Annotated in this window: 20 protein-coding genes; 9 read left to right on the top strand and 11 right to left on the bottom strand. The window is 75.6% G+C overall.

From position 1 onward, the window contains the following. Window positions 1–140: 140 nt before the first annotated feature. From ABTZ17_RS16945 to ABTZ17_RS16965, 5 genes are all read right to left on the bottom strand, one after another. Window positions 141–803 carry a hypothetical protein gene (locus ABTZ17_RS16945; protein WP_352196404.1) on the bottom strand — a complete coding sequence of 221 codons (663 nt, stop codon included), beginning with the start codon at window positions 801–803 and terminating at the stop codon, window positions 141–143. After that, window positions 800–1222, bottom strand: coding sequence for a DUF6114 domain-containing protein (locus ABTZ17_RS16950; protein ID WP_352196405.1), 423 nt, complete (start codon window positions 1220–1222; stop codon window positions 800–802). The genes ABTZ17_RS16945 and ABTZ17_RS16950 overlap by 4 nt, the downstream gene beginning before the upstream one ends. A 1-nt stretch (window position 1223) precedes the next feature. Further along, the gene (locus tag ABTZ17_RS16955; RefSeq protein WP_352196406.1) at window positions 1224–1832 is read right to left on the bottom strand and encodes a DUF6230 family protein; all 609 of its coding nucleotides are present in this window, start codon (window positions 1830–1832) and stop codon (window positions 1224–1226) included. A 265-nt stretch (window positions 1833–2097) separates the two neighbouring features. Further along, window positions 2098–2844, bottom strand: coding sequence for a MerR family transcriptional regulator (locus ABTZ17_RS16960; protein ID WP_352196407.1), 747 nt, complete (start codon window positions 2842–2844; stop codon window positions 2098–2100). Window positions 2845–2944: 100 nt separating this feature from the next. Continuing rightward, on the bottom strand, window positions 2945–3565 hold the full coding sequence (locus tag ABTZ17_RS16965) for an L-threonylcarbamoyladenylate synthase (protein WP_352196408.1): 621 nt from the start codon (window positions 3563–3565) through the stop codon (window positions 2945–2947). A gap of 233 nt (window positions 3566–3798) precedes the next feature. Here ABTZ17_RS16965 and ABTZ17_RS16970 point away from each other — a divergent pair, with 233 nt between their 5' ends. Beyond that, a complete protein-coding gene (locus tag ABTZ17_RS16970) occupies window positions 3799–4584 on the top strand; it encodes an HNH endonuclease family protein (protein WP_352196409.1) in 786 nt (261 codons plus the stop codon). 187 nt (window positions 4585–4771) lie between these two features. Here the strand turns inward: ABTZ17_RS16970 and ABTZ17_RS16975 are convergent, their stop codons facing one another. Next, window positions 4772–6409, bottom strand: a complete 1638-nt coding sequence (locus ABTZ17_RS16975; protein WP_352196410.1) for an FAD-binding oxidoreductase — start codon at window positions 6407–6409, stop codon at window positions 4772–4774. A 69-nt stretch (window positions 6410–6478) separates the two neighbouring features. Here ABTZ17_RS16975 and ABTZ17_RS16980 point away from each other — a divergent pair, with 69 nt between their 5' ends. After that, a complete protein-coding gene (locus tag ABTZ17_RS16980; protein ID WP_352196411.1) occupies window positions 6479–7291 on the top strand; it encodes a TetR/AcrR family transcriptional regulator in 813 nt (270 codons plus the stop codon). Between the two features lie 4 nt (window positions 7292–7295). Here the strand turns inward: ABTZ17_RS16980 and ABTZ17_RS16985 are convergent, their stop codons facing one another. Next, window positions 7296–8012 (bottom strand): NADPH-dependent F420 reductase, encoded by a 717-nt coding sequence (locus ABTZ17_RS16985; protein WP_352196412.1) that lies wholly within the window; start codon window positions 8010–8012, stop codon window positions 7296–7298. Window positions 8013–8090: 78 nt separating this feature from the next. Between ABTZ17_RS16985 and ABTZ17_RS16990 the strand changes: the two genes are divergently transcribed. The 5 genes from ABTZ17_RS16990 to ABTZ17_RS17010 all read left to right on the top strand — a co-directional run bounded on the left by ABTZ17_RS16990 (window position 8091) and on the right by ABTZ17_RS17010 (window position 15402). Then, window positions 8091–8459, top strand: a complete 369-nt coding sequence (locus ABTZ17_RS16990) for a winged helix-turn-helix transcriptional regulator (RefSeq protein WP_352196413.1) — start codon at window positions 8091–8093, stop codon at window positions 8457–8459. 220 nt (window positions 8460–8679) lie between these two features. Further along, window positions 8680–11268: a class III lanthionine synthetase LanKC gene (gene lanKC / locus ABTZ17_RS16995; RefSeq protein ID WP_352196414.1), complete on the top strand. Its 2589-nt coding sequence runs from the start codon at window positions 8680–8682 to the stop codon at window positions 11266–11268. Window positions 11269–11381: 113 nt separating this feature from the next. Continuing rightward, complete coding sequence (locus tag ABTZ17_RS17000; RefSeq protein ID WP_352196415.1) at window positions 11382–11519, top strand: SapB/AmfS family lanthipeptide; 138 nt, start codon at window positions 11382–11384, stop codon at window positions 11517–11519. Window positions 11520–11536: 17 nt separating this feature from the next. Further along, on the top strand, window positions 11537–13432 hold the full coding sequence (locus ABTZ17_RS17005) for an ABC transporter transmembrane domain-containing protein (RefSeq protein WP_352196416.1): 1896 nt from the start codon (window positions 11537–11539) through the stop codon (window positions 13430–13432). Between the two features lie 140 nt (window positions 13433–13572). Continuing rightward, window positions 13573–15402: an ATP-binding cassette domain-containing protein gene (locus ABTZ17_RS17010; protein WP_352196417.1), complete on the top strand. Its 1830-nt coding sequence runs from the start codon at window positions 13573–13575 to the stop codon at window positions 15400–15402. Window positions 15403–15526: 124 nt separating this feature from the next. Here the strand turns inward: ABTZ17_RS17010 and ABTZ17_RS17015 are convergent, their stop codons facing one another. The 4 genes from ABTZ17_RS17015 to ABTZ17_RS17030 all read right to left on the bottom strand — a co-directional run bounded on the left by ABTZ17_RS17015 (window position 15527) and on the right by ABTZ17_RS17030 (window position 18509). Then, a complete protein-coding gene (locus tag ABTZ17_RS17015; RefSeq protein ID WP_352196418.1) occupies window positions 15527–16135 on the bottom strand; it encodes a response regulator transcription factor in 609 nt (202 codons plus the stop codon). Between the two features lie 164 nt (window positions 16136–16299). Then, window positions 16300–16986, bottom strand: coding sequence for a DUF4230 domain-containing protein (locus ABTZ17_RS17020; RefSeq protein WP_352196419.1), 687 nt, complete (start codon window positions 16984–16986; stop codon window positions 16300–16302). Window positions 16987–17113: 127 nt separating this feature from the next. Next, window positions 17114–17452: an SCO0607 family lipoprotein gene (locus ABTZ17_RS17025; protein WP_352196420.1), complete on the bottom strand. Its 339-nt coding sequence runs from the start codon at window positions 17450–17452 to the stop codon at window positions 17114–17116. 196 nt (window positions 17453–17648) lie between these two features. Beyond that, entirely contained in the window at window positions 17649–18509 is an 861-nt protein-coding gene (locus ABTZ17_RS17030) for an alpha/beta fold hydrolase (protein WP_352196421.1), read from the bottom strand. A gap of 77 nt (window positions 18510–18586) precedes the next feature. On the opposite strand from ABTZ17_RS17030, the gene ABTZ17_RS17035 reads away from it, so the two are divergent. After that, window positions 18587–19111, top strand: coding sequence for a MarR family winged helix-turn-helix transcriptional regulator (locus ABTZ17_RS17035; protein ID WP_352196422.1), 525 nt, complete (start codon window positions 18587–18589; stop codon window positions 19109–19111). A 277-nt stretch (window positions 19112–19388) separates the two neighbouring features. Beyond that, on the top strand, window positions 19389–26732 hold the full coding sequence (locus tag ABTZ17_RS17040) for a non-ribosomal peptide synthetase (protein WP_352196423.1): 7344 nt from the start codon (window positions 19389–19391) through the stop codon (window positions 26730–26732). The last annotated feature ends 119 nt before the right edge of the window (window positions 26733–26851 follow it).

Genomic DNA, 26851 nt, shown 5'->3' on the forward strand with positions numbered 1-26851 from the left:
GCCCCGACGCCGCCGGGCTCTCCGTCCTCGTGGACGGGGCGGGCCGGCTGGGCATCGCCTGCGCCGCGCCCGTGCTGCGGCACGTGTACCGGGAGGTCCCGGAGGCGGTGCCGAGGTGGTGCGGGGGTGGTGCCGTGGGGTCAGGGGCCGACGGTGATCTGCTGCGCCGGGGCCGTGGTGTTCGCGACCGTGTAGACGGCGTTGAAGGTGGAGGTGGTCGCGCTGGTCGGGCAGCCGAAGCCGCCGGTCACGGTCACCGGGACGGTGGCGTTGGTGAAGGTCAGCTTGGGCGGGGCCCCGTTGGTCCAGGTGCCCGGGGCGCCCGCGGGGGCGCTGGGCGCGGCGATCACGGTGCACACGGCGAGACCGGAGGTCTGCACCTTCAGCCCGGCCACGGGGACGGTCAGGACCGCCGTGCTCGGCGAGCCGTTCTGCATGGTCACCTTCCAGGCCCCACTGGTGGTGACGGTCGGGGTGACCCCCGGCATGCTCGACGTACAGGAGGAGTAGGTGGGCGGGGAGATCGGCGAGGACACCGGGCCGGCCGGGTTGGTGTTGCCGGGCGCGGCCGGGACGCTGCCGGTGGCCACCGACACCGAGCAGGTGACCGTGACCGAGCCGGCCTTGAGGGTGGCCCGCCCGCTGAGGGTGGCCTTGAAGCCGTGCCCGGCCGGGGTGACGGTGGTGGACCCGGCCGCGGCGGCCGGTAAGGAGGCGGGGACGGCGGTGGCGGTCGCGGACCCGAGGGTGAGGGTGCCCGCGGCGGCGAGGCCGAGCAGGACGGCGGTGCGCGTACGGCTCATGGCTGTGCTCCTTGGGGAGAGGGGTGTTGCGGAGTGGGGGACGGAGCGGGTGCGGGTGCGGCGGGCCCCGGCTGCCAGGCGAACATCAGCCCGCCGCCGAGGATCCCGAGCAGGGTGCCGATCAGGAAGCCGCCCAGGTTGGAGAGCACCAGCGCGGCCACGGAGATCAGGGTGGTGACCACTCCCGCGAGGGAGCGGTAGTGCGGGGCGAACCACACCGACAGGCCGAGCACGATCATGACCAGGCCCATCAGGACGGAGGGGATGCCCGCCACGCCCTGGGTCAGCATCACCTTCAGCGGGGCCAGCGGGAGGGAGCAGATCCAGGCCCCGGCGAGGACGGCGGCGAATCCGCCCCAGAAGGGCCGGCCGCGCCGCCAGCGCCGGAACCGTGCCCGGGGGCGCAGGTCCGAGGGCATGTCAGAAGCATTCCTTCTTGCCCTTGCTGATCTTCATGTTGAGGCCGGAGAGCTTGAAGGTGCCGGCGTTGGTGGCCCAGGCGGTCTGCTGGAGGTCCGTGATGGTCACGGTGTCGGCCTGCTCGGCGAAGAGGTCCTGCATGCCCTGCGCCTCGGTGGGGCCCTTGTCCAGGGTGGAGGCGTCGCGGCCGATCTCGATGTTGGTGAAGGAGGCGTTGCCCCCGAGCTGGGTGGCGTCCACGAAGAGGTCGGTGGCCTCCACCGGGCTCTTGCGGCCCGCGGTGAGGTTCAGGGAGATGTCGCCGATCACCGGCAGGGTGGTCACCACGGACTGGCAGAGGTTGTGCAGCTTGGCCTCGCGGATCGCGGTGACCGCCACCGGGATCAGTTCCTCCCGGGCGTTGACGTCCACGCTGCCGTACTGGGCGAAGCCCTCTCCGGTGAGGCTGTCGGCGGAGACCTTGAACTGCTGGCCGGAGACGGCGAAGGAGGCGGCGAGCGCGCCCTGGGCGAGGGCGATGCCCAGCGCGGCCGTGACGCCCACGGCCGGGACGGTGAGCACCGCGAAGCGCCGCCACCGCACTCTTCCTTCGGCTAATTCATGATCCATGATGTCCTCATTTGATCGCTACTGGCCGGTATGGTGTGCGGAAGAATGTAAGAGCGCCAATGGCCATTGGCAAGGTTGTGCGAGAGCCCGATTCGGGCCAACTCCACGATGCGGAAAACCTGGTGGAACCTCACCGTCCGCGGCCCGGACCCTCCGCCGCGCACCACGGCGCGAACCGCCCCGGTCCCGCCGGTCGGGCCCGTCCCCGTTCCTCGGCCGCCGTCCCCGCGGGCCGTGCGGTAGCGCCGCGATCAGCCCCCCGACCTCAGGAATCCGTCCGCAGCAGCGCCGCGGCCTCCTCCTCGGCGCGCCGGGCCATCGCCCGCGCGAACTCCGCCGCCATCACCTCGCCGGCCACCGGACGCAGTGCCGCCACCGCCGCCGTGATGTCCTCCATGCGGCTGGCCGAAAGCCCCTCCAGGCCGTCCGGGCCGATCACGTGACGCCGGAACAGGGACACGAACCGGTCCGCCACCACCGCGGCCTGACGCTGCGCGAACTCGCCCGCGTCGAGGATCTCCTCCAGCGGCACGCCCTCCCGGACCAGTGCCAGCGTGGCCTCCAGCAGCCGCCGGCTGGGGAAGGTCACCGCCTCGCCCTCCAGGCGCACGTACCCGAGCTCCGCGGCCCGCCGGGTGTGCTCAGCGCGGGCCGCCGGGCCGAACAGCTCCCGCAGCTCGTCCAGGGTCATGGTGACGGCCTCTTCCCGCACCCAGTCCCGGGTCATCTCCCGCTCCAGGCCCAGCAGCTGCGCCAGACCTCCGCCCTGCTCCCAGGCGGCCAGTAGCTCCGCGATCCCGTTCACCGTGTACCCGCGGCCCAGCAGCTCGTCGATCAGCCGCAGCCGCACCAGGTGCTCCTCGGAGTACCAGGCGATCCGGCCCTCGCGGCGCGGCGGGGGCAGCAGCCCCCGCTCCTGGTAGTAGCGCAGGTTCCGCGCCTTCACGCCCGCCGCGCGGGCCAGTTCCTCCCGGCGGTAGCACGCCCCGCCCCCGGCTTCCTCGCTGCTCACGGGGGTGAGCCTAGGGCCTGTCGGGCCCGACGGGGACGGCGCCGGGTGCGGGGCGGGGGCGCGGGGGGAGCGTCGGGGCCGGCCGGCCGCGCCGGGAGCCCTACAGGAAGCGGTCCGGGTCGCCCGCCCCCTTGCGGATGATCTCGGGCTCGCCGCTGGAGTAGTCCACGACGGTGGTGGGACGGGTCCCGCAGTCCCCGGAGTCGATGACGGCGTCCACCAGGTGGTCCAGCCGCTCCTTGATCTCCCAGCCCTGGGTGAGGGGCTCCTCCTCGCCGGGCAGCAGCAGCGTGCTCGACACCAGGGGCTCGCCCAGCTCCTCCAGCAGCGCCAGGGCGACCGGGTGCTCGGGGATCCGCACGCCCACCGTCTTGCGGCGCGGGTGCGGCAGCTGCCTCGGCACCTCAGAGGTGGCCCGCAGGATGAAGGTGTACGGGCCCGGGGTCGCCGCCTTGATGGCGCGGAAGGCCGTGTTCTCCACGTGGGCGAACCGGCCCAGTTGCGCGAAGTCCTGACAGACCAGGGTGAAGTGGTGCCGCTCGTCGAGGTCGCGGATCGCCCGGATGCGTTGCAGGCCCTCGCGGTTGCCCAGCAGGCAGCCGAGCGCGAAGCAGGAGTCGGTCGGGTACGCCACCAGGGACCCGGCCCGCAGGTCCGCCGCCACCGAGGCGATGGTCCGGGGCTGGGGGTTCGCCGGATGCACGTCGAAGTACTTGGCCATGCACCGAGCGTACGCCCGTCCCGGCGCCGTGTACCGGGCCGCGCCGCCCGCACCACCCGCCCGGGGACCGGCGGACCGGGGCCGGAAGGGGCCCGCAGGGAGGGAGGCGCCCGCCCGGACCGCGCCCGGCGTACGATCCGCCACCGGGTACCGGCGGGGCGCCGGTTGGGCCCACCGGGGTGATGGGTAGGGTCGCCTGGGGTGTGTACCGGGAGAAATGGGGTGGGTCCGTGATGCGTGGGACGCGTGTGTCGGCAGTGCTGGTGACGGTCCTTCTGGCGGCGGCGGGGGCCGCGGGCTGCGGTCCGCAGCGCTCCAGCGACACCGTGGGCGACGCCCGCCCCTCCGCCCCGGCCTCCGCGCCCCCGGCGGGCGGGGGCACCGCCTCGTCGGTTCCGGACCCGTCCGACGGCCCGTCATCGACCGCCCCCTCCGCGGCGCCCGGCGCTCCGGGCGCCCGCACCCTGCCGGGCCTGTCGGCGCCGGCCGAGGCCCGGACCCAGCTGGCCGCCCTGCCGGTGGCGGAACGGCATTCGATGGCGGGCTACAGCAGGGCCCGGTTCAAGCACTGGGCGGGTCAGGGCGAGTCCTGCGACACCCGGGAGATCGTGCTCCAGCGCGAGGGCACCGAGGTGAAGCGGGACGAGGACTGCCGCGCCGTCTCCGGGAACTGGGTCTCGGTCTACGACGGGCAGACCGTCACCGACGCGGCCCGCCTGGACATCGACCACATGGTGCCGCTGGCCAACGCCTGGCGCTCCGGGGCCGACACCTGGACCGACGCCCGGCGGAAGGAGTTCGCCAACGACCTGGCCCGCCCGCAGTTGCTGGCGGTCACGGCGTCCACCAACCGGGCCAAGGGTGACCAGGGCCCGGACGAGTGGAAGCCGCCGGCCCGGTCCTACTGGTGCACCTACGCCACGGCCTGGACCAACGTGAAGTCCCACTACGGCCTGGCCGTCACCGCCCCCGAGAAGACCACCCTGACCGAGATGCTGGCCGGCTGCGCGGCCTCCTGACATGGCTTTCTGACGTGGCCTCCTGACGGCGTCTCCCGAAGGGACCTCCCGGGTCCGCCCGGCGCCGCGGCGTGGGCCGTTCGGGGTCGTGCGGGACGGCCGGGACGGGGCGGGTCGGTCGCTTCGGGGCCGGTCGTGTCCCGTCCGGTCGCGTTCCCGTCCGTCGCGCGGGGCGGTCCGGTCGGGCTCAGTCCAGCAGGACGCCCGGGTTGAGGATCCCGTGCGGGTCCAGGGTGTCCTTGACGGCCCGCAGGGCGCGGGCGAAGGGCTCGGGGCGCTGCCGGTCGTAGCCGGGGCGGTGGTCGCGGCCGACGGCGTGGTGGTGGGTGACGGTCGCGCCGTGCCGGTGCAGGACCTCTCCGGCGGCCGCCTTGATCTCGTCCCAGACGGCCGTCTCGGCGCCGGGCCGTCCTGCCACGGCCACCGTGAAGTAGGGTGCGGCGCCGTCCGGGTACACGTGGGTGAGCCGGCAGTTGATCGTGGCCTCGTGCCCCGTGGCCTCGCGGGCCGCGGCGGCCACCTCGGTGCGGACCGCGTCGATGAGCTCCGGGATCCGGTCCCAGGTGGCGGCCGTCTCGAAGGTGTCGACCACGGCGCCCATCCGGGCCAGCCCGTCCCGGAGGTAGGGCATGCGCAGGAAGGCGGCCCGCCAGGCGCCCACCGCCTCGTCCGTCCCGGATCCGCGCGCCGCGTCCCCCGCCGTCGGGTCGGCGGTCCTGCCGCCGTGGGCGCGTGCCAGGTCGAGGGCGCTCGCCAGGAGGTCGTCCACCGGTCCGGCGGAGGATTCGAAGCCGAGGACGAGCACGGCGGAGCCGTCCCGCGAGGCGCCGGAGAGAAGGGCCTCGCCGGGGTCGAGGAGGCGGCAGTTGGCGGGGTTCAGGCCGGACTGGGCGAGGGCCCGGACGGCTTCGAGGGCGCGGGGGAACTCGCCGAAGGACACGGAGGTCGAGGCGCGGTGCCGGGGGCGGTCCTGGAGCCGCATCCACGCCTCCGTGATCACGCCGAGGGTGCCCTCGGAGCCGAGGAAGAGCCGGTCGGGGGAGGGGCCCGCGCCGGAGGCGGGAAGGCGCCAGGAGGTGCTGGTGCCGGTGGGGGTGACCACGCCGAGGGACTGGACGAAGTCGTCGATGTGGGTGTGCACGGTGGCGTAGTGGCCGCCGGCACGGGTGGCCAGCCAGCCGCCGAGCGTGGAGAACTCGAAGCTCTGCGGGAAGTGGCGCAGGGTCAGCCCGTGCGGGCGCAGCTGCCGCTCCAGGTCGGGCCCCAGGGCGCCGGCCTGGATCCGTGCCGAACGGCTCACCGGATCGACCTCCAGGACCCGGCCCATCGCGGTCATGTCCAGGGAGAGCACGGCGCGGTGGGTGTCGCCCCGGTACTCCACTCCGCCGACCACCGAGGTGCCGCCGCCGAAGGGGATCACGGCCACGCCGTGCCCGCCCGCCCAGTCGAGGAGGCGGGTCACGTCGGCCGCGTCCGTCGGTCGGGCCACGAGGTCGGGCACCCGTCCGAGTTCGCCGCGCAGGGCCCGCGCGATGTCGCGGTAGGCGCGGCCCAGGGCGTGCCCGGCGCGGTCCGCCGGATCCTCGCGGACCAGGTGCGCCAGCGAGGCCGGGGGAGCGAGGGCGGGGCGCGGCAGTCGGAGGTCCGTGACGCGCGGCACCGGGAGCGGGCGGGCCAGGGTGCCCGGCAGCAGGGCGCCGAGGGCGACGCACTCGGCGTCGCTCGGGTGGGCGTCCGCATGGCCCCAACCCCACCAGGAGCGGGTGCGGGGAGGGCCGTCGGTACGGCGGGGGGAGGGATCCGGTCCGGTCGCGGAGGCGGGCACGCGCGGTCACCCCAATGGTGTCGAAGGAACTTACCCTGAGGTAAATTACCGTAGGGTAAGATCAAGGGCATGACAACACCCCCGTCCGGCGAAGGCGCCCCCGCCCGCACCGGAACCAAGGCCGGCACCAAGGGAGTTCCGCGCGCCGAGCGCGAGCGGCAGGTGCTCGCCGCCGCCACCGAGGAGTTCGGACGGCAGGGCTACGAGGCCACCACCATGGCCGCGATCGCCGCCCGGGTCGGCGTCACGAAACCCCTGCTCCACCAGTACTTCGGCGGCAAGCAGGACCTGTACCTGGCCTGCCTGGAGCCGATCGGCGAACGGCTCCTCGGGTCCGTCCGCGCGGCCATGGCGGAGCCCGCGCACGGGACGGATCCCGCGACCGGCCGCGGCTCCGGCAGCACCCCGGCCGCCGGGTCCGCGCCCCCGGCCTCGCTGCGGGTGCTGTCCGCGATCTTCGAGGCCCTGGACGGACAACGCCGGGCCTGGTTCGTCCTGTACGACCCCACCCTCCCGCCCGGCAGCGAGGCGGCGCACCGCGCGACCGGATACCGGCGGGCCATCGACGCGCTCGCCGCCGCCGGCGCCGCCGACCTGCTCGACACGGCCGCCGCCCGACCCTCGGACGCGAGCCCCCCGGGGCTCCGCTCCGAGGCGCCGGGCAGCGGCTCCGACACCGCCGACGCCTCGGGCACCGGCGCCGGGGACCCCGACAGCCTGGACGCCGACGCCCTCGCCCACGCCTGGCGGGGCCTGTGCACGGCGCTCGTCCGCTGGTGGATCGCGCACCCCGACCAGTCGCCCCGGGCCATGACCGAGCGCTGCGCCCGGATCTTCGCCGCCGCCGGGACGTTCGGTCTCACCGGCGGGCCCGCCGCCTGAACCCTCAGCCGCCCGAGGCGCCTCCCCGCGCCCCGTCGCGGCCCCCGCCGCGGGTGTCCGCCGGAACCACGGCCCCGCCGGGGCCGGCGGCGTGGGTCAGAGGAGGGGCGAGGGCCCGCACGTCCGCCCCCTCGCCCACCCACAGCCCGATGAACAGCGCGGCGGTGGCCTCCAACAACCCGGCCCGGTCCAGTCCGCCCGCGGCCACCGGCTCGCAGCCCGCGTCCCGGACCAGCCGCCGCACCCGCTCCAGTGCCTCCGCGTCGTCCCCGCAGACCGGCACGGCCAACGGGCGCCCGTCGAAGACGGGCGGCCGCATGCCCCACACGTCCTCGTGGCACAGGTTGAACGCCTTGACCACGCGGGCCCCGGGCGCCGCCGCGGCCAGCCGGGCCGCCGCCGAAGGGCCGCCGTCCGTCAGCAGCCGGAATCCCGGCCCGACCGGATTGGAGCAGTCCAGCAGCACCCGGCCCGCGAGCTCGGACCGCAGCTCCCCGACCACCTCGGCCCCCGCCCCGAACGGCAGCGCCGCCAACACCACGTCGCCCGACCCGGCCGCGTCCCGCAGGCCCGCGGAGCGCGCGCCGGCACCGAGCCGTCCCGCGAGGCGCGCCGCCCGGCCCGCGTCGCGGCCCCCGACGGTCACCTCGTGACCGGCCCGCGCCCAGTGCCCCGCGAGCGCCCCGGCCATGCCGCCCGTGCCCAGTACGCCGATCCTCATCCCACGACCCCATCTCCGCGGGCCCGCACGGACCCGACACCACCGACGCTAGAAGGGCGTTCGGGCACCATTCGGTACGTGACCACCGACCCCTTCCTCGCCGACTGCCGGGCCCGCCTCGCCTTCGACCTGCTCTCCAACACCTGGAACCCCGTGGTGATCTGGGCCCTCCGCGAGGGCCCGCGCCGCCCCGTCGAACTCCGTGGCCGGATCGGCGGGATCAGCTCCAAGGTCCTCACCGAGACCCTCCGCCGCCTGGCCTCCGGGGGGCTGGTGGAACGGCGGGTCGACCCGGCAGCCCCCACCCGGATCTCCTACGGCCTCACTCCCCTCGGGCGGACCCTCCTGGAGCCCATCGACGCCCTCGGGGCCTGGGCCTTCACCCACGGCGACGCGGTCGCGGCGGCTCGGGAGGACGCCGAGCACGATGGCGAACAGGCTCAATGAGAAGCGGAAGTGACGACCCGTCAGGCAGAGGTGGCCCCCGTGACCCGTCGCGCCCGATCCCTCCCGATCCCGTCGGAGCGCCCCGGACGCGCCGGCGGCCCCCCGGATCCGAACACAAGTGACCTGTGCGTATCGCACAGGACACCCGTGACACCCGGGACTGTCGGCCCCCCGGAGCCGCGTGACACCGTCATGTCCGTCGCCGATCGAGGGAGCCGGGGTGAACAAGGGATACGCAGCCTTCTGCGACGCGGACCGCTGGTTCTACGACGCGCCGTACCGGCGCGCCGAGGGCGGGCGGTACGCGGCGGGCCTCCGGCCCGTGCCGGAGGGTTGGCGCTCGCACCGCAGCGGGGACTGGCTCGCGCTGCGGCCCGTGGACCACGAACTCCCCTCCCAGGGATGGAAGATCCACGTCTCGGCCGGCCTCGGGAACGCCGAGTCCGTGCTCGACCGGGTGTACGCCTACTGCGTGGAACGCCGCATCGCCTTCAAGTTCGTCCCGAGCCGCTACCTGCTCCACACCCGCAACGCCAAGTACGCCGACCGGGCCGGCAGCGGCAAGTTCCTCACCGTCTACCCCGCCGACGAGGAGCAGTGCCGCCGCATCGCGGAGGACCTGGACCGGCTGCTCGACGGCGAGGACGGCCCCTACATCCTCAGCGACCTGCGCTGGGGCAACGGCCCGGTGTACCTGCGCTGGGGCAGCTTCACCCTCCGGCACTGCTACGACGCCGACGGCGAGCTCCGCCCCGCCGTCGCGGACCCCGAGGGCCGGCTCGTACCGGACCTGCGCGGACCGGCCTTCAAGGTCCCCGACTGGGTGCCGATGCCCGCGTTCCTCGCCCCGCACCTCGAAGCGAGGGCCGCCCTCACCCTCACCGACCTGCCGTACACCGTGGAGAGCGCCCTGCACTTCTCCAACGGCGGCGGCGTCTACCTGGCCCGGGACGCGGCGACCGGCGAACGCGTCGTCCTCAAGGAGGGCCGCCCGCACGCCGGACTCGCCGCCGACGGCGCCGACGCCGTCACCCGGCTCGTACGGGAACAGAAGGCCCTGGAACTGCTCGCCGGACTGGACTGCGTGCCCGCCGTGCGCGGCGCGTTCACCGTCGGCGGCCACCGCTTCCTGGCCCTGGAGCACCTGGACGGCAAACCCCTCAACGCCTACTTCGCCCACAGACATCCGCTGATCGAGGCGGACCCCGAACCGGAGGCGCTGCGCGCCTACACCGACTGGGCCGTGAAGATCCACGAACGGGTCACCGAGGCGGTCGCCGCCGTGCACGCCCGCGGCGTCGTCTTCAACGACCTGCACCTGTTCAACATCATGGTGAAGGAGGACGAGGACGGCGAACCCACCGTCTCCCTCCTGGACTTCGAAGCCGCCGCGCACGTCGACGAGGGGCTGCGCCAGACCGTGGCCAACCCGGCCTTCGTCGCCCCCGCCGACCGCAAGGGCTTCGCCGTCGACCGCTACGCCCTGGCCTGCCTCCGACTCGCCCTCTTCCTCCCGCTGACCAGCCTGCTGGTCCTGGACCGCGCCAAGGCCGTCCACCTGGCGGAGGTGGCCGCCGAACAGTTCCCGCTGCCCGAGGGGTACTTGGACGAGGCCGTCGCGGAGATCCTGGCCGGACCCGACCCGGCCTCCCCGCAGGGCGGCGTGCCCCGGCCCGCCGGCCCCTACCTCCCGGCCGCCCCCGGGGACTGGCCGGAGAGCCGGGACTCGCTGACCGAGGCCCTGCGGGCGAGCGCCACCCCGGAACGGGAGGACCGGCTCTTCCCCGGCGACGCCGCCCAGTTCGCCGGACCGGCGGGCGGGCTCTGCTTCGGGGTGGGCGCCGCCGGAGTCCTCTTCGCCCTGGCGGAGACCGGTGTCGAACCCTGGCCGGAGGCCGAGGACTGGCTGCTGAGGAGGGTGGCGGACCCGGAGTCCGGCACACCCGTCGGCTTCTACGACGGACTCGCCGGGCTCGCCTGGACCCTGGAACGGCTCGGACACCGCGAACGCGCCCTGGAACTCGCCGGACTCCTGCTGCGCCAGCCCTGGGAGGAGACCGGACCCGACCTGCACGGCGGCCTCTCCGGCGTGGGCCTCGCCCTCGACGCACTCGCGACCGCCACCGGGGACGAAAGCCTGCACAAGGCGGCACTGCGCTGCGCCGAACGCGTCGCGCTCACCGCCCCGCGCCTCACCCGGGCCGGACTGCTGTACGGCTCCTCCGGCCCCGCCCTGCTCTTCCTCAGGCTGTACGAGCGCACCGGCGAACCCCGGCTGCTGGAACTGGCCGCCACGTCATTGCAACGTGACCTGTCACACTGCGTGACCAGCGCCTTCGGTACCCTCCAGGTCAACGAGGGGTGGCGCACGATGCCGTACCTCGGCGCGGGCAGCGTGGGCATCGGCATGGTGCTCGACGACTACCTCGCGCACGCCGCGGAACCGGAGTTCGAACGGGCCCGCCGCGAGATCGTACGGGCCGCCCAGGCCACCTTCTACGCGCAGCCCGGACTCTTCCGGGGTGCGGCCGGGATGGTCCTGTACCTGTCCCGCACCACGGCGGACGGTCCCGGCACCGGACCCGCCGACATCCGGCGCCAGATCGACGCCCTCGCCCGGCACGCCGTGCCGTACCAGGGCCACCTGGCCTTCCCCGGCGAGCAGATGATGCGGCTCTCCACGGACCTGTCCACGGGCTCGGCGGGCGTTCTGCTCGCGCTCGGTGCGGCGGCCTCCGGAGGACGCGTGCACCTGCCCTTCCTGCCGCCCCCCGGGCGGCCCCAGAGCCGGTCCCTGACGGGGCCGTGAGACCGGTCCCCGACGGGACCGCGATCCAACCGCACCACCCGCACCACCTTGTTCCATCGCACCACGCCACCGCGCCGACCGGCACGGTGCCTGCCACGGAAAAGGAGACGGACATGTCGCTTCTCGACCTGCAGTCGCTGGAGACCCCCACCGAAGAGGCCACCGAGGTCATGGGTGGCGGTGGCGGCGGCAGCCGTGCCAGCCTGCTCCTCTGCGGTGACAGCAGCCTGAGCCTCACCACGTGTAACTGACCGGGAGTATCCCCGGCATGACGGACCCGGGCGGCCTCGCCGCCCGGGTCCGCACCACACCCTCCGGAGGACGCACCGGGATGACGACGACCCCCGACCGCACCCTGGCCGCCGCCGGTCGGCACAGCGCGGGCCGCGTCACGGCCGCGTTCCTGTGCTCGGTGGCCGCCGCCGTCGTCGCCCTCGCCGAACCGGCCGTCCTCGGCCACACCCTCGAACTCCTCCTCGCCGACCGGCCCCGAGCCGGCACCTGGGTCCTCCTGTGCACCCTGCTCGTGACGGCCGAGGTCCTCCTCGACGCCGGCACCGCCGCCCTGACCGGCACCATCGGAGCCCGCTCCACCGCCTGGCTGCGCCGCGGCGCCCTCACCCGGCTGCTGGGAACCTCCCCGCACCACGCGACCCGCTTCCCCGCCGGGGACCTCGCCACCCGCTTCACCGCGCAGGCCACCGACGCCGGCACCGTGCCCGCCACGGCCGCCACCGGCCTCGCCGCCCTGCTGCCCCCGCTCGGAGGGCTGATCGCCCTCTTCGTCATCGACCTGTGGACCGCGCTGGCCTTCCTCGCCGGCCTGCCCCTGCTGCTGCTCCTCCTGCGCGCCTTCGCCCGCGACGCGTCGGCCAGCGTCTCCGCCTACCAGCAGGCCCAACTGGGCATCTCCGAAAGGCTCGTGGAAGCCCTCGGCGGAGCCCGGACCATCGCCGCGGCGGGCACCGTCGACCGCGAACGCCGCCGCGTCCTGTCCGGACTCGCCCTGCTGGGTACGGAAGGCCGCCGGATGTGGCGGGTCTACGGGGCGACGGTCGCCCGCAGCACCGCCCTGATGCCGCTCCTCCTCGCGGTGGTGCTCGCCGTGGCCGGCATCCGCCTCGCCTCCGGTCACCTCGGCGTCGGCGAACTCCTCGCCGCCTCCCGCTACGCGGCCCTCGCCGCCGGCGCGGGCGCGGTCACCGGACAACTGGCCGCACTGGTCCGGGGCCGCGCCGCGGCCCGCCGCACCCACGAACTCCTCGCCCTGCCCCGGCCGGCCCACGGCACCGCCCCGCTGCCGGACGGGCCGGGCACCCTCGAACTGCGCGGCGTCAGCGTCGTCCGGGAAGGCCGCACCCTGCTCCACGAGGTGGACCTGCTCGTCCCCGGCGGCAGCACCGCCGCCGTGGTGGGCCGCTCCGGCTCGGGCAAGTCCCTCCTCGCCGCCGTCGCCGGACGCCTCACCCCGCCCGACGCGGGCACCGTGCTCCTCGACGGCCTCCCCCTGGACGCCGCCGACCCCGCCCAGCTGCGCGCGGAGATCGGCTACGCCTTCGAACGGCCCGCCCTCTTCGGGCGGACCGTGACCGAGGCCCTCGCCTTCGGGACCGGACCCACCCCCGACCCCGCCGCCATCGTGGCGGCGGCTCGGGCCGCCGACGCCGACGGGTTCGTCCGCCGCCTCCCGCACGGCTACGACACCCCGCCGACGGACGCCCCGCTCTCCGGTGGCGAGTACCAACGACTCGGCCTGGCAAGGGCGTTCCACCGGGCCGGCAGGCTCCTCATCCTCGACGACGCCCTCTCCGGCCTCGACACCGTCACCGCCCACCGGGTGGAGCGGGCCCTCGCCCGGGAGGTCCGCGCCGGCACCCGGCTGGTGATCACGCACCGGGTCTCCGCCGCGGCCGGTGCCGACCTGGTGGTCTGGCTCGACGACGGCCGGGTACGGGCCACCGGCACGCACCGCGCGCTGTGGCGGGACCCCGCCTACCGGGCGGTGTTCACGGAGACGCCCCACGGGCCGGGGGCGGAGGCCCCGACGAGGGCGACGACGGAAGTGGCGGCGTCCACGGTGACAACGACAACGACAACGACAGCGACGGGGACGGGGACGGCAACGGGGAGAGAAGCGGGCACGGAAGCGGGGGCGGTCCGATGAGCCGGACCGGGACGGCCGTGGCGGACCCCGCGGACGGTGCGTCGGGGGCCGAGCCCCCGCGTCGACTCCGTGACCGGCTCGGCCCGGCGGGCCGGGCAAAGCCGGCCGGACGGGTGGGGGAGACGGGGGCGCTGCGCGCGGTGGCACCCGAGGCACGCCGGTTCCTGCGCGGTCGCGGGCGCACGCTCGCACGGCTCGGCGGCTGGTCCCTCCTGGAGTCCGCCCAAGCCTTCCTGGGCGGCTACGGAGTGGCCCGCGCCCTCGACGACGGCTTCCTCGCCGGACGGACCGGGACCGGGCTCTTGTGGCTGGGCTTGGCCGCGGCCGCCGCCCTGCTGGGCGGCGCCGCCCTCCGCGGGGTGTTCGGGGCGCTGGCGGACCTGGTGGAACCGCTGCGCGACGGGCTGGTGCGGCGGGCGGTGAACCGGGCCCTCGACGCGGCCGTGGCGGACCCGGCCCGTGTGGATGCGCGCGCAGTCTCACGCGTGACACAGCAGTGTGAAATGGCACGTGACTCCTTCGCGGGACTCGTCCTGACGGCCCGGTCCTTCCTCTTCACGGCCGCGGGCGCCCTGCTCGGCCTCGCCGCCCTCGCCCCGCTCCTCCTCGCCGTCGTCCTGCCGCCGCTCCTCCTCGGCCTCGGCCTGTTCATGGCCACCCTGGCTCCCATGGCACGCGTCCAGCGCGCCTTCCTCGACGCCGACGAGGAGCTGTCCGCGGGGACGGCGACCGTCGCCGCCGGCCTCCGCGACATCGCGGCCTGCGGGGGCCGGGAACGGGCGGGAGCCGACGTCCTGGCCGCGGTCGCCGCCGCGGAGCGGCACTCCCGGACCCTGGCGCGCTGGGCCTCCGTCCGCACCCTCGCCCTCGGCCTCGCGGGCCGGTCGCCCGTGGCCGCCCTGCTGGCCGCCACCCCCTGGCTGTTGGACAGCGGGCTCACGGCGGGCACGCTCGTGGGCGCGCTGACCTACCTCATGCAGTCCCTGCTCCCCGCCCTCCACCAACTGATGACCGCGTTGGGTGCGGCGGGCACCCGTCTGCTCGTGGTCCTGGAACGGTTCTGCGCACCCGGGCCGGCCCTTCCGGGAGGGGCGACGCCGGAGCCCGTCCCGACCACCGGGCCGACCGCCGGGCACCCCGTCGTCGGGCACCCCACCACCGGGCAGCCCGCCGCCGTGACCGCCACGACCGGGCGCGCCGCGGTCGAGGTCCCCGCCGCCGAACTCCGCGCGGTCCGCTTCGCCTACGGGCCCCGCGCGCGCCCCGTCCTGGAAGGACTGGACCTCGGGATCAGGTCCGGTGAGCACCTGGCCGTCGTCGGGCCCAGCGGCGCGGGCAAGTCCACGCTCGCGGCCCTCCTCGCCGGCGTGCTCGCACCCGGCGCGGGCTCGGTCCTCGTCGCCGGTACCCCGGCCCGCCGACCGGGACGCGGCGGACCGGGCGGGACGGGGTACGGACCGGACCCCCGCCGCACCCTGCTCCCGCAGCAGGCGTACGTCTTCACCGGGACCGTGCGGGAGAACCTGCTCCACTTCCACCCGGAGGCCGGTGACGCCGAGGTGGAGCGGAGCGTCGAGGCCCTGGGAGCCGGGGGACTGGTCGCCCGCCTCGGGGGGCCGGACGCGCCGCTGGAGCCCGCCCGGCTCTCCCAGGGCGAACGGCAGCTCCTGGCCCTCACCGCCGCCCACCTCTCCCCGGCCCCCCTGCTGCTCCTGGACGAGGCCACCTGCCACCTGGACCCGGACACGGAGGCCCGGGCCGAGCGGGCGCTCGCCGCCCGCCCCGGAACGCTGGTGGTGGTGGCGCACCGCATCTCCTCGGCCGCCCGGGCGGACCGCGTGCTCGTGCTGGACGGGACCACCGCGGTCTGCGGCACCCACGAGGAGCTGCCCGCCCGTTCGCCGCTCTACCGGGAGCTGGTCGGGCTCTGGGACACCCGCACGGGCGCTGACGGGCCTGACGAGCCCTGACGGGCCCTCACAGCCGGCGAGTGCCGACCGGGCCGACGGGTGCCGGAGCCGCGGCCGGCGTCGGCTCCGGAGCGGTCGCGGAGTCAGGCGCGGTTCCGGTGTCGGGGAAGGCCCCGGTGAGGGCTCACACCCAGCCCGAGCGCAGGGAGATCCGGATGGCGTCCACGCGGTTGCGGGCCCCGGTCTTGCGGGTGGCGGACGCCAGGTAGTTGCGGACGGTGCCGCTGGCCAGGTGCAGGGAGCGGGCTATCTCGGCGATGGAGTCGCCCTCCGCGGCGCGGGCCAGCACGGTGAGTTCGCGCGGGCTGAGGGGCATCCGGTCGCTCTCCATGAGGGCGGAGGCCAGGCTCGCGTCCAGGAAGCGTTCCCCGTCGGCCACCCGCTGTATGGCCCGGGCCAGGCGCCCGGGCGATCCGTCCTTGTCCACGTAGCCGCGGGCCTTGGCCTCGTACGCCTTGCGCAGCGGACCCGGGGAGCTCGCCGTGGCCAGGACCAGGAGGGCCGGGCGGCCCGGCATGTGGCGGCCGGGCCCGTCCTGCCCGGCCGCCAGGGCCGCCGCGGCCTCCGGACAGTCCACGTCCACCACGCAGACGTCGGGGCGTAAGGTTTCCGCGTGGCGTCTCGCGGTACGCCAACCGGCCGCGGACACGTCGAAGGACGTCTCGGCCCTCAGCAGGGCGGTCAGGGCGGACCTGACCAGGTTCACGCTGTGCAGCACGAGCACGCTCGTCATTGGCTTCCTTCCGGAACTTCGGACCCGACGGCAAGCGGGTGCCCACGGGTACCGGTCCGGGAACGTGCCAACAGGAGCGCGGGGGGCGCACGGAGTACGGTTCAGGCCAGGCCCGGAGCGCCCCCGCGGGGCCGGACGGCCCCGCGGGACGGCCCCGGAACGGCTCAGCCGTAGTCCACGGTGACCTGCCGGTAACCGAGCGAACGCAGCAGGCCCTCCAGCATGGCGGTGGTGTTCTCCTCGGCGCGCGCGGTGAGCCCGCTGTCCCGGGCCGCGTCGGCGATGTGCCGGACGGCGAGCTTCTGGACGGCCTGTTCCCCGGCGGGGTTGTCCGAGAAGAAGTCACCCAATCGGTCGAGGAGTCCGCGCTGTTTCGAAACGGCGTACGAACGGCTCGGGTCGAGCGCCGGTGACCCGAGGGCGGCGTGCGGGAGCCGCAGCACGGCTTCCGTCCGGTCCTCGTTCACGGTGATGTCCCGTTCTCGCATCCGGCCGAAATCGACGTACGCGCCGACGGTGCCGGCCCCGACGTAGAGGGTGCGGGTGCCGCGGATGGCGTCGGGGAGCAGCCGGGCGTCCTTCTCCAGGTCCACGACCACCTGGAAGTTGCCCACGGCACCCTCGTAACGGTGCATGTCCTGAATGGACTTGAGGACGGCCGGTCCGGACCGGTCCCGGGTGTCCTCGCCGAAGAGCCCGCCGAGGCCGGGCAGCAGGCTGAACCGCCCGGCGAGGACGAGGGCCGCCGCGAGCACCACGAGGAGGGCGACGGCGGTCAGCAGCCGCCGGGTCAGTCTTCGTCCGGACGGCCGCACCCGCTCGGGGCGTTGGTGTCGAGTGGAAGTCTCCATACCCCCCGGATGCCCCGAGGGCGCCGTCGGACCCGTCCGGCGTCCGGAAGGGTCCGACGGCGCCCTCGCGGAGTCCCGTGCGGGCGGTGCGGCGCCGGGGCCGCGTCGGGGGAGAGGGCGAGGCGGGTCAGCCGGTCGTCGGGGCGGGGACCACGTTCCCGTCGCGGTCGATGGTGCGGGTGCGCCAGTACACGTCCCACTGGTCGTCCACCTGCTGCGGCACCTTGCCCGCCGGGTACCGCACGAAGCCCTCCGGGGGTTCCCGGTCGTCGGGCACGCAGTCGGAGCCGGTGTTGCCCACGGCCAGGACGGGGTAGTGCCCGCCGCCGCAGATGTCCTCCCGGTACTCGAAGCCCGCGCAGGAGGTCAGGGTGAGTACGGTCGCCGCGCTCAGGAGCAGGGCCAGACCGGCCCGGCTCCCGGCGGATCGGACGGCGGATCGGCCCGGGGCGCGGAACACGCGCATGATGCTCTCCAGTCACTCGTCGGTCTCGCTCGCTGCACCCCACTCTCGCCGTCTCCGCCCCGCGTTCCCTGAGTACGCCTACTCACTCCGCACCCCTGCCGTGCTCAACCCGCTCTCCACGCACACCTGTCGGCGGTGGCTCGGTCCACCGGACCCGCACGGGCCAGGAATCGGGCGCGGGGACCGGGTTCAGGGATCAGGCGGTGAAGAAGTCGGTGAGGTGGGTGGTGGTGGGGGTGGGGGCCGTGAACGGGAGGCCGTGGTGGGTGGCGCCGGGGAGGAGGCGCACGCGGGCGTGCGGGAGGGCGGCGGTCGCGGCGGCGGCGGTGCGGCGGGCGTCGTGGCAGCCGGAGCGCTCCGCGAAGAGGGCCAGGACGGGGACGCGCAGCGCGGCGAGGGCCGCCCGGTCCGGGCGCGGGCCGGTGACGGGGCGGACGGTGGGGAAGTCGGCGGCCCGTTCCTGGAGGCGCAGCCAGTCCGGGTCGGCCGCTGCGCCGCCGGACTCCCAGGCGCGGAAGCGGCGGGTGCGCGCCGGGGACGGAGCGAGCAGGACCGGCAGGGCCCGCAGCAGGTAGCGGGCCCGGAAGCGGCCGAAGCAGCCGGTCGGGTCGAGCAGGGCGAGTCGCCGCACCCGTCCCGGGGCGCGCAGGGCGCAGGAGAGGGCGATCCAGGCCCCGTACGAGTGGCCGGCCAGGTCCACCGGCTCCTCGGGTCCGATGCCGAGGCCCGTGCGGACGGCCTCCCACCAGGTGGCGAGGTCGGTGACGGAGCGCACCGGGCGGTTCGCGGCCGGGAGGCTCAGTCCCGGCTCGCCCACGAGGTCCGGTGCGTGCACGCGGTGGGTGCGGGCCAGGGCCGGGGCGCAACCGAGCCAGTCCATCGCGCTCGCGCCCCCGCCGGGGAACAGCAGGAGCGGGGGCGCGCCTTCGGGGCCGCAGCTGGTCACGTGCGTGCTGCCGTAAGGGGTGTCGACGGTGCCGGTGGTGGTGCCCGCCGGCCATCGGGCGAGCACGGCCCGGTAGGCCGCGGTGAACTCCTGGGCTGCTTCGGTGCGCACGGGTCCTCCTCCGGAGTCTCGTTCAGCGATAATCTCGCTCAGCGAGAGAATCTGGTCCGAGGATAAGGGGCGCCCGCATGGCCGATAACAGCGATCCGGCAGGACTCGACGACCTTCCGGGGCTTCCCGGTCCGGCGACGGTCAGGGATCCCGCCGGGCTCGAAACCGTTCATCTGCTGCGCGCCGTGACCGTCGAATTCGGGCTCCGGCAGGCGGAGTTCGCGCAGCTCCACGGCATCCACCCGACGGACCTGCGGGCCCTGGTCTGCCTGCTGGACGCCGGACGGGCCGGCGAGCCGGCCACCGCCGGCCTGCTCGGGGCCCGGCTCGGCCTCAACTCGGCGGGGACCACCGGTGTCATCGACCGGCTCGAAGGACTCGGGCTGGTCTCCCGGACCCGTGATCCGCAGGACCGGCGACGGGTGCTGGTGCGTGTGGAGGAGCGGGCGGTCCGGCTCGGCTGGGAGTTCTTCGGGCCGCTGATCGACGGCACGCTGACGGCGCTCGACGGTCTCGACGGGGCGGGACGGGAGGCCGTCCGGCGCTTCCTGGCGGGCGCCCTGGAGGTGTTCGCCTCCCCGCCCGCCACGGACGGCTCCTGACGAGGCGTCGGCACCGGTCGGGCGGCACGATTCCGCCCGACCGCCCGTCCCGCGCCGCCCACCTCCGAGGCCCGGCGCGAGCGGACCCCCGCTCCGTCCCGCCTCGCGCGCCCCGCCCGCGTCCCCCGGAACCGGTCCCCGGAACGCGTGTCACGTGAGTCCGGGAGCGGACACGGGTGACTTATCCGGACACCCCCGGTGCTCCTAGCGTGATCACACAGCGATGGACGTCGGGGCGGCGCGCGCCAGGGATGGCGCGCCCGCCGAGGGAGTTGTCTTGGCCAGTAGTCACGACCGTGCCGACGGGAACGAGTTCCCGGCCACAGCCGCACAGCGGCGCATGTACTTCCTCCAGGAGACGGAGGAAGGGCGCCCCACCTACCACATGCCGGTGTTCCTGGCCTTCGACGGACCGGTGGACGCGAGCTCGCTGCGCGACCGCGCCCAGGAGCTGCTGGACCGCCACGAGGCGCTGCGGACCCGCTTCCGCCTCGCGGACGGCGAACTCCTCCAAGTGGTCGCCGACACGGCCCGGTTGGACTGGTCCGAGGACAAGGCCGGCAGCGCCGAGGAGATCGCCGCCTGGCAGGAGGCCCAGTACCGGCGCCCCTTCGACCTGCACACCGGACCCCTGTTCCGGGCGGCCCTGCTGCACACCCCCGAGGGCGCCCTCCTCGTGCTGGCCCTGCACCACATCGCCGGGGACGGCTGGTCCGTGCGCGTCCTGATCCGCGAACTCCTCACCGAGGGCACCGGCCACACCGGTTCCGGACTGCCCGAACCGGACTTCCAGTACGGGGACTACGCCGCCTGGCAGGAGGAGGTGCTCGCCGGACCGGCCGCCGCACGGAGCCTGGAGCACTGGGCCCGACACCTGGCCGGCGCCCTGCCGGACACCCGGCTGCCCCACGACCGGCGCCCCGCCCCGCTCCCGGGCCCCGACCACCGCGCGGCCGGACTGCACGGCTTCACCCTGCCCGAGGAACTCGTACGGCGCGTCGCGGAACTCGGCCGGGACACCTCCAGCACCCTCTTCACCACCTGCCTCGCCGTCCTCCAGGTGGCCCTCGCCCGCTACACGGGTGCCGAGGACGTCCTCGTCGGCACCCCCGTCGCGAACCGCGACCGCAAGGAGTTCGAGGACACCGTCGGACTGTTCGTCAACACCGTCGCGGTCCGCGCGGACCTGACCGGCGACCCCGTCTTCCGGGACCACCTGATCCGCACCCGCGACGTCCTCCTCGACGCCCAGGACCACCAGGAGCTGCCGCTCGAGCGGATCGTCGGGCACCTGCGCCCCGGCGACGGCGACGCGGAGGCCCCCCTCTTCTCCGTCCTCGTCGGCTTCCACGACGAGGACGAGTTGACCGCCGGCCCCGCCGCGCACCGGGTGCGGATCGTGGAACCCCCGGCCCTGACGGCCAAGTTCGACCTCACCTTCGACGTGGTCCGCTCCGGCGGGGCGGTGCACTGCCGGCTGGAGTACCGCGCCGACCTCTTCGAACCCGCCACGATGGAGCGCTTCGGCCGCCACTTCACCACCCTGCTGGACGCGGCCACCGCCCGACCGGAGGGCCGCCTCACCGAACTGCCCATGCTCGACCCCGCCGAGGAGCGGCCCCTCACCTCCCCGCACCCCGCCGCGCCCCGCGCCGCCGCCCCCGACACCGAGCGCTGCGCCCACGAGATCTTCGCCGAGCACGCCCGCCGCACCCCCGGGGCCGTGGCCCTCACCGACGGCGACCGGCACGTCAGCTACGCGGCCCTCGACCGCCGGGCCAACCGCGTCGCCCACCGCCTGAGGGCCCTCGGCGCGGGCCCCGGCACCCTGGTCGGCCTGTGCGTACCCCGCCGCGCCGACCTCGCCGCCGCCCTCCTGGGCATCCTCAAGGCGGGCGCCGCCTACCTCCCGCTCGACCCCACGAACCCGCCGGAGCGGATCCGCGGCATCATCGAGGACGCCGGCCTCGCCCACTTCGTCGGCAGCGCCGACACCCGTGAGCTGTGGGACGGACCCGGCCTGAGCACCGTGGACCTCGACGCGGACGCCGCGATCCTGGACTCCCTCCCCGAGACCGCCCCCGACTCCGGGGTCACCCCGGACGACCTCGCCTACACCATCTACACCTCGGGCTCCACGGGCCGCCCCAAGGGCACCCTCGTACCGCACCGCAACATCACCCGACTGTTCTCCGCCACCGACCACTGGTTCGGCTTCGGCCCGGAGGACACCTGGACCCTCTTCCACTCCATCGCCTTCGACTTCTCCGTCTGGGAGTTGTGGGGAGCCCTGCTGTACGGCGGCCGACTGGTCGTCGTCGACCACGGCACCAGCCGCTCCCCGGAGGAGTTCCTGCGACTGCTCCGCCGGGAACGGGTCACCGTCCTCAACCAGACCCCGTCCGCCTTCCTCGCACTGGACCGCACCGAGGGGGAAGCCGGCAGCGAAGCCGCCGCCCTCTCCCTGCGGTACGTGGTCTTCGGCGGCGAGGCCCTCGACACCGGAGCCCTGCGCGGATGGTTCGACCGCCACGGGGACAGCGCGCCCCGGCTGGTCAACATGTACGGCATCACCGAGACGACGGTGCACGTCACGTACCGCCCGCTGACGGCCCGCGACGCCCACGAGGACCGGGGCAGCGTCATCGGCCCGCCCATCCCCGACCTGGCCCTCCACCTGCTCGACGGCCACGGCCGCCCCGTCCCCCGCGGCGTCACCGGCGAACTCCACGTCAGCGGCGCCGGACTGGCCCGCGGCTACCTGCACCGCCCCGGCCTGACGGCCGAACGGTTCCCCGCCGACGGCACCCCCGGCGCCACCCCCGGCGCCCGCCTCTACCGCACCGGCGACCTCGCCCGGCTGCGGTCCGACGGAGAACTGGAGTACGCGGGACGCGCCGACGACCAGATCAAACTGCGCGGGTTCCGCATCGAACCCGGCGAGGTCGAGGCCGCCCTGACCGCCCACCCCCGGATCGCCGCCGCCCACGTCCGGCTCGCCCCGGACGCCTCCGGCACCCCCGTCCTGACCGCCTGGATCGCCGTACCGGACCGCGACGCGGACACGGCGGCCACCCCCACCGTGGCGGAGCTCCGCGCCCACCTGGACCGGCTGCTGCCCCCGTACATGGTCCCCGGCGCGTTCGTCGCCCTGCCGTCCTTCCCGCTCACCGCGAACGGCAAGACGGACCGGCGGGCCCTGCCGGCCGCCGGCACCCCCGGCACCGGCCTGCCCGCCGGCGCCGCCCACGAGCCGCCCCGCGGACCGGTCGAGACCGCGCTCGCCGAGATCTGGGAGCAGGTCCTCGGACAGCCGCGCGTCGGCGCCCTCGACAACTGGTTCGCGCTCGGCGGCGACTCCATCCGCTCGCTCCAGGTCCTCGCGCGGGCCCGCGACCGCGGGATCACCCTGTCCCTCGCCGACCTCACCCGCCGCCGCACCCTCCGCGCCCTCGCGGCCGGCGCCACCCTCACCAGCGACCCCGACGCCCCGACGACCCCCGCCGGACCGGAGTCCGCCCCCGCACCCTTCGCGCTCCTCGACCCGCGCGACCGGGCCGCCCTCCCGCCCGGCCTCGACGACGCCTACCCGATGACCCGCCTCCAGGCGGGCATGCTCTTCCACAGCGACCTGCCCACCGCCGACGGCGGACGCGTCTACCACAACGTCGCCTCCTACCTGGTCGAAGCCGACTGGGACGAGTCCGCCTGGCGGGCCACCGTCGCCGAACTCGCGGCCCGCCACGAGATGCTGCGCACCTCCTTCGACCCGCACCGCTACACCGAACCCCTCCAGCTCGTGCACCGGGACGCCCGCCCCGCGCTCACCTTCGAGGACCTGCGCGCCCTCGATCCGCGGGACCGCGAGGCCGCCGTGACCGACCGGCACCGGCGGGAGCGGGAGACGCCCTTCCGCTGGGACCGGGCCCCGCTCGTCCGCCTCCACGTCCAGCGCCTCACGGACACCTCCTTCCGGCTCCACCTCTCCGAACACCACGCCACCATGGACGGCTGGAGCGAGCGCTCCCTCCTCACCGAGCTGGCCCTCACCTACACCCGGCACGTCCGCGCCGGCTCCGGGACCGGTACCGGGAGCGCCCCCGCCCCCGCCGCGCCGGCCCCGAAGTCCCGGTACGCCCACTACGTGGCCCTGGAGCGGGCCACCCTCGCCGATCCCGAGGCCCGCGCCTTCTGGACCGCGCTCACCGACGGCGCCCCCGTCACCCGACTGCCCCGCAGCGTGCCCGCCGGCGGCGCGCTCCGGCACGCCTGGTACCAACGCCCCCTCCCCGAGGCGCTGCACGGCCGCCTCACCGCGGTGGCCGCCGAGCTCGGCACCCCCCTGCGGACCCTGCTGCTCGCCGCGCACCTGCGCGTGATGGCCCTGTTCGGCGGCACCGACGAGGTCACCACCGGAGTGGTCGCGGGCTGCCGGGTGGAGGAGCCCGACGGCGACCTCGTCATCGGCCCCTTCCTCAACACCGTCCCGCTGCGCCTGGACCTCGCCGCCGGGGACTGGCGGGACCTCGCCGGGCGGATCACCGACCTGGAGCTGGCCGCCCACGAGCACCGCCGCTTCCCCCTCGCGGAGATGCTGCGCGGCAACGGCGGCGCCCCCGTCTTCGAGACCTTCTTCAACTACACCCACTTCCACGTGGAACGGGCCCTGACCGGTCCGGACGCCTTCACCGTGCGGGAGGAGACCGGCGAGGCCGTCACCGACTTCCCCTTCGGCGCCGAGTTCTCCCGCACCCCCGACGGACGGCGCCTGGAACTGGGGCTGCGCTACGACGCCGCCCGGTTCACGGAGGACCGCACGGCCGAGGTGCACGCCGCCTACGAAGCCGCCCTCACCGCCCTCGCCGCCGACCCGACCCGCCCCGTCCACGAGGCCGACCTGCTGTCGGAGGCCGAACGCGCCCGCATCGCCCGGAGCAACGACACCACCCGCGCCTACGACCGCCCGCACACCCTCACCGCGCTCTTCGCCGAACAGGTCCTCCGCACCCCCGGGGGAACCGCCGTTCGCCACGACGGCGCCGGCACCGACTACGCCGCGCTCGACGCGGCCGCCGACCGGCTGGCGGAGCGGCTGCGCCGGCACGGCGTGGGACCCGGGAGCTTCGTCGCCCTGCTGATGGAACGTTCCGCCGAGCTGCCCGTCGCCCTCCTGGCCGTGCTGCGCGCGGGCGCCGCGTACGTCCCCCTCGACCCCGAGCACCCGGCGGCCCGCACCGCGGCCCTGCTCGACGAGTGCGGGGCCCGCATGATCCTCGCCGACGCCCGCCACGCGGCGGCGCCGCGCGCCGCCGGGCGGACCGTCCTGGTGCCCGGTGAGGACGGCGGCCCCCAGGAGACCGGACGGTCCGCGGTCGCCCCGGGGCCGGCCCGGGAGGTCCGGCCCGAGGACCCCGCCTACCTGATCTTCACCTCCGGCTCCACCGGCCGCCCCAAGGGCGTCGTCGTCTCCCACCGGGCCATCGCCAACCGCCTGCTGTGGATGCAGGACGCCTACCGGCTCACCCCCGGCGAACCGGTCCTGCACAAGACCCCGTACACCTTCGACGTCTCGGTGTGGGAGCTGTTCTGGCCCCTCGTCACCGGCGCCACCCTCGTGATCGCCCCGCCGGGAGCCCACCGAGACCCGCTGCGCCTCGGGGAACTGATGCGGTCCGAGGAGGTGAGCACCGCCCACTTCGTGCCCTCGATGCTGGACGCCTTCCTCGACGACCCGCGTGCCGTCGACGGTGCCCGCGGCCTCACCCGGCTCGTGTGCAGCGGCGAGGCCCTCCCCGCCGACCTGCGGGACACCTTCTTCGACCGGCTCCCCGGCGTGGCCCTGCACAACCTGTACGGACCCACCGAGGCGGCCGTGGACGTCACCCACTGGCAGTGCCTGCCCGGCGAGGGTGACACCGTGCCCATCGGGCGGCCCATCGCCAACCTCAGGACGCACGTGCTCGACGGCCGGCTCGCCGAGGTCCCCACCGGCGTCACCGGAGAGCTGTACCTGGAGGGAGTCGGCCTCGCCGAGGGCTACCACGGGCGCCCCGAGCTCACCGCCGAACGGTTCCCCGTCACCACCGGCCCCGACGGCGCCGCCCGGCGCCTCTACCGCACCGGGGACCTGGCCCGCCGCCGCCCCGACGGGGCCCTGGAGTACGCCGGTCGCACCGACCACCAGATGAAGGTGCGCGGGTTCCGCGTCGAACCCGGCGAGATCGAGGCCGTCCTCACCGCGCACCCCGAGGTCCGCTCCTGCGCGGTCCTGCTCCGCGAGGACCGGCTCACCGGCTACGTGACCCCGGCCCTCCCGCAGGAACGCCTTCCGGAGCTGGCCGCCCACCTCCGGGAGCGGCTCCCCGAGCACATGGTCCCGGCGGCCTGGGTCACCCTCGACGCGCTGCCGGTGACCGCGAACGGCAAGCTCGACCGGGCCGCCCTGCCCGCGCCCCCGGCCGGTGGCACCGCCCGCACCGGCCGCGCCGCTCTCGTCCCGCCCCGCGACGCCACCGAGGAACGGCTCGCCGGGATCTGGGCGGAGCTGCTGGGCGGCGGACCGGTCGGCGTCCACGAGGACTTCTTCGAACTCGGCGGGCACTCCATCGACGCCCTGCGCCTGACCGGGCGCGTCAACGCAGCCTTCGGCGCCGGACTGTCCGTCGGCACCCTCCTGGAGCGGCCCACGGTGGCCCGGCTGGCCGAGCTGCTGCGCGAGGACGCCCCCGCGCGGCCGGGACGGGCGGAGCCCGCACCGGTGCGCATCCGGCCGGAGGGGGAGCTGCCCCCACTGGTCCTCGTCCACCCCGTCGGCGGGCAGGTGCTGTGCTACCGGGCCCTCGCCGCCGCCCTGGCGCCGGGACGGCCCGTGCTCGGCCTCGCCGCCCCCGCGCCACGGGCGGACGGTCGCCCCCGCACGGTGGCCGAACTGGCCGAGGCGCACCTGGACACCCTCGAACGCGCCCTGCCCACCGGCCCGTTCCACCTGGCGGGCTGGTCCTTCGGCGGGCTCCTCGCCCACCGGATGGCCGCCGTGCTCGCCGCCCGGGGCCGCCCCGCCGCCTCCCTCACCCTGCTCGACACCGCCCACCCCGACCCGGAGGCGGTACCGGCCGACGAGGCCGGGCTGCTGGAGTGGTTCCACGAGGACCTCGCCCGCACCGCCGGCACCGACCCCGGCGCGGCGCGGCTCACGGAACTGAGGGCGGCGCTGCGGGCCGCCACGGCGGGGACCTCGGACGGACCCTCCGGCCCGGAGGCCGCGACCGCCGGACTGCGGGCGCTGGCCGCCCACACGGCCCGGCACCACCCCGGCGTCCTGCCCGGGGAGGCGGAACTGGCGGGCCACTACGCGGTGTTCGCCGAGGCGGTGCGCGCCGCCGCCGGTCACCGACCGGAGCCCGTGACCGGTCCCGTCCACTACCACCAGAGCACCACCGGCGCGGCGTACGGGACGGCCCGGAGCTGGGCGGAGTACGCCTCCGACGGGCTGGTCCGCCACGAACTGGACGCCGACCACTACGCGTTGGTGCGCAGTCCGCACGTGGACACCGTCGCGGCCCGCCTCGACGCGGACCTCGCCGCCGCCGACCCGGTCCGCCCCGCCGGACCCGGCGCCTGAGGAGGCCGGGGTCGGGGCCCGCGAGCCCGCCCCGGCCCACCCCCGGGCCCCCGGCCCCCTCCGACCCGTCCCCGACTCCTCTCCGGCACCACGCCGCCCGCCGTCCGCCCGTCGTCCCG

The sequence above is a fragment of the Streptomyces sp. NPDC097619 genome (assembly GCF_040302735.1).
Classification (GTDB): domain Bacteria; phylum Actinomycetota; class Actinomycetes; order Streptomycetales; family Streptomycetaceae; genus Streptomyces.